Here is a 5,702-nt window from a genome sequence, read left to right as displayed (position 1 = left end):
GCGGCCACCGCCAGCGCCCGGCGCAGCCGCGCCGAGGGACGGGAAAACGAGAGCGAATCCATGGCGAACATCGGCGGTCCTCAGTGGCGCAGGCCGGACGGGGCCTGGGGCTTGGGCTGGTTGGGATCGATCGGCTGCGGCAGCAGCGTTGCCACGGTCAGGTTGTCCTCGCTGAAGTACTTGCCCGCCACCGTCTTGACCTGCTCCGGCGTGACCTGCTTGATCCGCTCGAGAATGCGGTCCAGCTGCTGCCACGAGATGCCGGCGATCTCCGCGACGCCGATCTCCATGCCCTGCCCGAACACCGAATCGCGCTTGTAGATCTGGCCGGCCACGACCTGCGCCTTGACGCGCCGCAGCTCTTCGTCGGACACGCCCTCGCGCGCGATCCGCTCGATCTGCTGCCGCAGGGCGCGCTCGATCTCGTCGGTGGTATGGCCGTTGGCGGGCGTGCCGTCGAGCACGAACAGCGACTCGCCACGATTGATGCCGTCATAGCCGACATTGACATCGTCTGCCAGCCGCTGCGTGCGAACCAGATCGCGCGTCAGCCGCGCATTGTCGTAGCCGTTGAGCACGGCGGCCAGCACCTCGAGCGCATACGGATCGATGTCCTTCTCGACGTCGCGCAGGCGCGGCACCTTGTAGGCCAGCACCAGATAGGGATTCTCCGCGGGTGCCTTGACCCAGATCCGCTTGACGCCCTTCTGCGGCGGCTCGATCTGCGGCTTGCGTACCGGCAGCGGACGCGGCTTGAGCCTGCCGTAGGTGCGCTCGGCCAGCGCGCGCACCTCGGCCGGATTGACGTCGCCCGCGACCACCAGGATCGCGTTGTTGGGCACGTACCACTCGCGATACCAGGCGCTGACATCGTCGACGCGCATATTGACCAGATCGTTCATCCAGCCGATCACCGGATGGCGATAACCCGCGCTGGTGTAGACCGTGGCCAGCAGCTGTTCGTAGACGGTGCCGCGCGGCGAGTCGTCGGTGCGCAGCCGGCGCTCTTCCATCACGACCTTCATCTCGCGTTCGAAGTCCTCGGCGCGGATCACCAGGTTCGCCATGCGGTCCGCTTCGAGCTCCATCATCCGCGGCAGATGCTGCTTGGCGATCTGCTGGAAGTACATGGTGAAGTCGCGGTTGGTCATTGCGTTCTCGCGGCCGCCGAGCGCGGCGATCTGCCGCGAGAACTCGCCCGGTCCGACCTTGGGCGTGCCCTTGAACATCATGTGTTCGAGCATGTGGGCGACGCCCGTGGTACCGCTGACCTCGTCGATGCCGCCGACGCGATACCAGACCTGATGGGCGACCGTGGGCGCGCGGTGGTCTTCCTTGACGATCACGCGCATGCCGTTGGCGAGCTTGAATTCGGTGGTGCCGCCGTCGGGCACCGCCGCCTGTACCGCCGCGCCGGGGGCTGGCGGCGCATCGACCGCCACGCCCTGCGCCTGTGCAAGCGGCATCCAGGCGGCAGCGGCGAGCAGCGCAAGCGAGGCCAGACGGGCCGGAAGGGACCGGGAATCAGGCCGCCACGATGGCGGAGAGGATGGCGAAGCGGAATGCCGGCGCCGATCGGCGCCTCTGGTGACATGCTGATGGGCGGGCATTGCGCCCTGCCACGTCGACGCCGCGGTCGACCCTGCGCGATGGTTCATGCGACCCCGTCTGCTAGAATTTTGCCGATTGATTCTACCGGGGTATGGACCCCTTTCCCAATGTTTAGTTTCTGGAAGAAGCGCAAGGCCGAGCCCACCGGCGCGCCCACCGAGGCGCCGACCGAGGCACCATCGGCCCCGGCGGCGCAGGCACCGGCCGCCGAAGCGCCGCCGGTCAGCGCCGCACCGCCGCAGCCGGAAACGGCGGCCCCGTCCGCATCGATCGGCACGACGATCGAGACCACCCCGGCGGCCGCCGAAGCCAAGCCCGCACCGTCCCGACTGTCTCCACTGTCCTGGTTCACGCGTTCCTCGCGGCCCGCGGCGGAAGCCGCTCCGCAGGCGGAGCCGCAGCGAGAGCCTGAGCCGGAGCCACAACCCGAACCACGGCCCCAGCCACAGGCCGCACCACAGGCCGCACCACAGGCGGCACCGCAGCCGACACCACAACCCGCACAACAACCGGCACAACCGGCACGCAACCTCGCGCCCGAGCCCGTCCCGGCCACGCAGCCCCAGGCCGCGCCGCTGTCCGTGCCCGTGCCCGTCGCCACGGAGAGCGACGATGGCGACGATGACGGCGAGATGGTGCTGGTCCCGGTGCCGCCGCCGAGCGAGGAAGCCAAGCGCGGCTGGATGCAGCGGCTGCGCACCGGCCTGTCGAAGACCAGCCGCGGCATCAGCACGCTGTTCGTCGGCGTCAAGGTCGACGAGGCGCTGTTCGAGGAATTGGAGACGGCGCTGCTGATGGCCGATGCCGGCGTCGAGGCCACCGAATACCTGCTCGGCGAACTGCGCCGCCGCATCAAGAGCGAGCGCATCGACACCGCCGAGGGCGTGCGGGTCGCGCTCCGCGATCTGCTGACCGAACTGCTGCGTCCGCTCGAAAAGACCATGGAGCTCGGCCGCGAGCAGCCCATGGTGATGATGATCGCGGGCGTCAACGGCGCCGGCAAGACCACCAGCATCGGCAAGCTGTGCAAGCACTTCCAGCACTACGGCCAGTCGGTGCTGCTGGCCGCGGGCGACACGTTCCGCGCGGCGGCGCGCGAGCAGCTGACGATCTGGGGCGAGCGCAACAACGTCACCGTGGTCTCGCAGGAGAGTGGCGACCCGGCCGCGGTGATCTTCGACGCCGTCAATGCGGCCCGCGCGCGCCGCGTCGATATCGTGATGGCCGACACCGCCGGCCGCCTGCCGACGCAGCTGCATCTGATGGAAGAGCTGAAGAAGGTCAAGCGCGTGATCGGCAAGGCGATGCCCACCGCGCCGCACGAAGCGCTGCTGGTGATCGATGCCAACACCGGCCAGAACGCGCTGGCGCAGGTCAAGGCCTTCGACGATGCGCTGCAGCTGACCGGCCTGATCGTGACCAAGCTCGACGGCACCGCCAAGGGCGGCATCCTGGCCGCGATCGCGCGCCAGCGTCCGGTGCCGGTCTACTTCATCGGCGTCGGCGAAAAGGTCGAGGACCTGCAGCCGTTCAAGGCCGACGAGTTCGCGCGGGCCCTGCTCGGCGATTGATCGCGCGTCGAGCGCGACGGCAAATAAAAACGGGCGCCGCTGGGAAACAGCGGCGCCCGTTCTTCATTGACGGCCCTTCGCTTGCTGGCGTCGGCTACTCCGCGTCGGGCTGCGCCTTCGGCGCGGCCTGCTGGAACGCCGGCAGCTCCATGCAGGCGTCGAAGATCCGCACGATGGTCGGATAGGGTTCCAGACCGACCTGGAAGCGCTGCGCGTTGAAGACCTGCGGCACCAGGCAGATATCGGCCAGCGTCGGCGTATCGCCGAAGCAGAAGCGGCCGGCCTTGCCCTCGCGCGTCAACGTGGCCTCGAGGCCGTCGAAGCCGATCTCGATCCAGTGGCGATACCAGGCGTCCTTGGCTTCCTCGCTGACGCCGAGCGTGTGCTTCAGGTACTTGAGCACGCGCAGGTTGTTCAGCGGGTGGATCTCGCAGGCGATCGACTGCGCCAGAGCGCGCACGTAGGCGCGGTCCAGCGCCGTGCCGGGCAGCAGCGCCGGCTCTGGATGGGTCTCGTCGAGATATTCGACGATCGCCATCGACTGCGACAGCGCGTGGTCGTCGTCGAGCAGCGTCGGCACCAGCGCATTGGCGTTCAGCGCGCGGTACTGCTCGCTCAGCTGCTGGCCGCCATCCTTGAGCAGATGCACCGGCACGTATTCGAAGGGCAGGCCCTTGAGCGCCAGCGCGATGCGCACGCGGAACGCCGCGGAACTGCGGAAATAGCTGTAGAGCTTGAGCATTGCTTCAGACCACCTTGACCGACAGTTCGCCGACGCCTTCGATCGCGCATTGCATGCGATCGCCCTTGACCACCGGGCCCACGCCCTCGGGCGTGCCGCTATAGATCAGGTCGCCCGGCTGCAGCTCGAACAGCTTCGACAGATACGACACCATCTCCGGCACCGACCAGATCAGGTCCGACAGGTCGCCGCGCTGCTTCTCCGCGCCGTTGACTGCCAGCGTCACCGCGCCGCGCTCGGGATGGCCGATGGCCTGCACCGGCACGATCGGGCCGATCGGCGCCGAATGGTCGAACGCCTTGCCGGTCTCCCAGGGGCGCCCGGTCTTCTTCGATTCGTTCTGCAGGTCGCGGCGCGTCATGTCCAGGCCCACCGCATAGCCGAACACGTGCGAGGCGGCCTGCTCGACCGGGATGTCGCGGCCGCCCTTGCCGATCGCGACCACCAGCTCGACTTCATAGTGGACGTTGTTCGAGCCCGGCGGATACGGGAACGTGCCCTCGGCGCCGTCGGCCACCGGGCTGACCGCATCGCTGGGCTTGCAGAAGAAGAACGGCGGTTCGCGGTCCGGGTCCGATCCCATCTCGCGCGCGTGGGCGGCGTAGTTGCGCCCGACGCAGTAGACCCGCCGCACCGGGAAACGCGCGCTGCTGCCGCGCACCGGCACGCCGGTGGGCGCGGGGGGTTGGAATACGAACTCCTCGGTCATGCATCTCTCCACTGGATGGATTCTGGAATGGGTTTCGGAGGGCGGTCCGGTCGGCGCGGCGAGCGCGGCGCGGGACCTGCCCGCGAGGGTGCGCGGCCAAGGCCTGCGGGTCGCGTCGGGGGCGCCCTGGGCCTCGCGGCAGGGCATCAGCATACACCGGCCGCCCCATCGCGGGGCAAGGCTACGCCCCAAAACCCGGCGTGATTCTTGCATGAAGCAAGGAGCAGACATCGGCCGCCGAGCCGGCCACAGAAAGCCGGCGAACCAGCCGGCCACCGAACGTCGGCCACCGCCTGACCGAACCATGAATCGCCGCCCGTCCCCTCCCCCGCCCGTGCGTTCCGTATCGTCGGCCGCATCATCGGCTGCTCCTTCGGCCGCACCGCCGGCCTCGGCAGCGGCCGTGCCCACTACGGCCGGGCGGCCGCTGCGCATCCTGCTGGTGCGCGACCCGCTCGACGCGGATCCGCTGAACGTCGACACGATCCGCGCGGGGCTGGCGGCGGCCGGCTTCAGCGAGGTCGAGACGGTGGACGCGGACCTGGCACTGCCCGACGCCATCGCCACGCGGCAGCCGGACCTGATCATCATCGCGTCGGAGTCGGCCGCGCGCGATACGGTCGAGCACGTCTGCGTATCGACCCAGCATGCGCCGCGCCCGATCGTGCTGTTCACCGACAACGACGACGCCGAGCGCATCAAGTCCGCGCTGACGGCCGGCATCACAGCCTATATCGTCGACGGCCTGCGCGCCGAGCGCGTCAAGACCGTGCTCGACGTCGCCTACGCGCGCTTCCAGCTCGACCAGGCGCTGCGCGCCGAGCTCGATGCGACCCGGCTGAAGCTGACCGAGCGCAAGCTCGTCGAACGGGCCAAGGGCCTGCTGATGCAGGCGCGCGGCCTCAGCGAGGACGAGGCCTACAAGCGCCTGCGCACGATGGCGATGGAGCGCGGCCTCAAGCTGGTCGACGCCGCCCAGCGCGTGATCGACGTGATGGGCTAGGACGCCCGTGGCCGCTTTTCTTCAGGAGCCTGCATGCCCTCTCGCCCCAGTCCCGACAAACCCAGG

6 protein-coding genes are annotated in these 5,702 nt (G+C 69.1%); 2 read left to right on the top strand and 4 right to left on the bottom strand.

The annotated features are described in order from the left end of the window. Positions 1-80: 80 nt before the first annotated feature. Both AC6EI8_RS23570 and AC6EI8_RS23565 read right to left on the bottom strand, forming a co-directional pair. Positions 81-1,466 (bottom strand): M16 family metallopeptidase, encoded by a 1,386-nt coding sequence (locus AC6EI8_RS23570; protein WP_498383027.1) that lies wholly within the window; start codon positions 1,464-1,466, stop codon positions 81-83. A 188-nt stretch (positions 1,467-1,654) separates the two neighbouring features. Continuing rightward, the gene (locus AC6EI8_RS23565; RefSeq protein WP_187829325.1) at positions 1,655-1,963 is read right to left on the bottom strand and encodes a hypothetical protein; all 309 of its coding nucleotides are present in this window, start codon (positions 1,961-1,963) and stop codon (positions 1,655-1,657) included. Here AC6EI8_RS23565 and ftsY point away from each other — a divergent pair. Beyond that, on the top strand, positions 1,950-3,182 hold the full coding sequence (gene ftsY, locus AC6EI8_RS23560; protein ID WP_498383028.1) for a signal recognition particle-docking protein FtsY: 1,233 nt from the start codon (positions 1,950-1,952) through the stop codon (positions 3,180-3,182). The two genes, AC6EI8_RS23565 and ftsY, sit on opposite strands and share 14 nt — an antisense overlap. Before the next feature lie 94 nt (positions 3,183-3,276). On the opposite strand, the gene maiA is transcribed toward ftsY, so the two are convergent. Beyond that, on the bottom strand, positions 3,277-3,924 hold the full coding sequence (maiA, locus tag AC6EI8_RS23555; protein ID WP_149320100.1) for a maleylacetoacetate isomerase: 648 nt from the start codon (positions 3,922-3,924) through the stop codon (positions 3,277-3,279). Positions 3,925-3,928: 4 nt separating this feature from the next. Next, a complete protein-coding gene (locus AC6EI8_RS23550; RefSeq protein WP_150084682.1) occupies positions 3,929-4,633 on the bottom strand; it encodes a fumarylacetoacetate hydrolase family protein in 705 nt (234 codons plus the stop codon). Between the two features lie 304 nt (positions 4,634-4,937). Between AC6EI8_RS23550 and AC6EI8_RS23545 the strand changes: the two genes are divergently transcribed. Continuing rightward, on the top strand, positions 4,938-5,636 hold the full coding sequence (locus AC6EI8_RS23545) for an ANTAR domain-containing response regulator (RefSeq protein ID WP_223819843.1): 699 nt from the start codon (positions 4,938-4,940) through the stop codon (positions 5,634-5,636). The last annotated feature ends 66 nt before the right edge of the window (positions 5,637-5,702 follow it).

Source organism: Cupriavidus sp. R6-3, from assembly GCF_059772245.1.
Note: the sequence above shows the minus strand (reverse complement) of the source record. Positions and strands in the feature narration are given on the sequence as shown.